This window comes from Streptosporangium sp. NPDC006013 (genome assembly GCF_040614275.1).
In the GTDB taxonomy this organism is placed as follows: Bacteria; Actinomycetota; Actinomycetes; order Streptosporangiales; family Streptosporangiaceae; genus Streptosporangium.
The window spans coordinates 1-1379 of sequence record NZ_JBEXUE010000783.1 but is presented as its reverse complement, the minus strand read 5'-3'; the positions used below and the strand labels follow the sequence as shown (position 1 = coordinate 1379).

The following is a 1379-nucleotide window of genomic DNA, read 5'->3' as shown; positions in this document are numbered from 1 at the left end:
CGACCGCGGATTTGCCTACGGTCCTCCCTACATGCTTACCCCAGGACTACCATCGCCTGGGCTGGGCTACCTTCCTGCGTCACCCCATCGCTTACCTACTACCAGTTCAGGCCAGGCGTTCAGCCTCACCCACACCCCGAAGGGCGTCAGGGGCTTAAGGACCCTTAGTATCACTGGATTCAGTATTGGCGCATCGTAGCGGGTACGGGAATATCAACCCGTTGTCCATCGACTACGCCTGTCGGCCTCGCCTTAGGTCCCGACTTACCCTGGGCGGATTAGCCTGCCCCAGGAACCCTTGGTCATCCGGCGCAGAAGTTTCTCACTTCTGATTCGCTACTCATGCCTGCATTCTCACTCGCACAGCCTCCACAGCTGGATCACTCCGCTGCTTCACCGGCCGCACGACGCTCCCCTACCCATCCACACACCTAAACCACAAAGGCTCAGTTATACGTGTGAATGCCACGACTTCGGCGGTGTACTTGAGCCCCGCTACATTGTCGGCGCAGAATCACTTGACCAGTGAGCTATTACGCACTCTTTCAAGGGTGGCTGCTTCTAAGCCAACCTCCTGGTTGTCACTGCGACTCCACATCCTTTCCCACTTAGCACACGCTTAGGGGCCTTAGTCGGTGGTCTGGGCTGTTTCCCTCTCGACTACGGAGCTTATCCCCCGCAGTCTCACTGCTGCGCTCTCACTTACCGGCATTCGGAGTTTGGCTGACGTCAGTAACCTTGTCGGGCCCATTAGCCATCCAGTGCTCTACCTCCGGCAAGAAACACGCAACGCTGCACCTAAATGCATTTCGGGGAGAACCAGCTATCACGGAGTTTGATTGGCCTTTCACCCCTAAACACAGGTCATCCCCCAGGTTTTCAACCCTGGTGGGTTCGGTCCTCCACGCGGTCTTACCCGCGCTTCAACCTGCCCATGCCTAGATCACTCCGCTTCGGGTCTACAGCATGCGACTCAAACGCCCTATTCAGACTCGCTTTCGCTACGGCTCCCCCACACGGGTTAACCTCGCCACACACCATAACTCGCAGGCTCATTCTTCAAAAGGCACGCAGTCACATCACAAACAAGGCAAGCCTCGTTTACGCTCCTACGGCTTGTAGGCACACGGTTTCAGGTACTATTTCACGACCCCTCACCGGGGCGCTTTTCACCTTTCCCTCACGGTACTTGTTCACTATCGGTCATCAGGGAGTATTTAGGCTTACCAGGTGGTCCTGGCAGATTCACACAGGATTTCTCGGGCCCCGTGCTACTTGGGATCCCCTCCAACAGTCGACAAGATTTCGCCTACCCGACTCTCACGGTCTACGGCGCCACTTCCCAGAAGCTTCGGCTATCTCATCGATTTCTTACTGTC

At 56.4% G+C, this 1379-nt stretch carries 1 rRNA gene (running past one end of the window); it reads right to left on the bottom strand.

The window, feature by feature from the left end:
* A 23S ribosomal RNA gene (locus ABZ260_RS49435) occupies positions 1-1379 on the bottom strand (its annotated part extends 1495 nt beyond the left edge of the window); the annotation flags it as partial.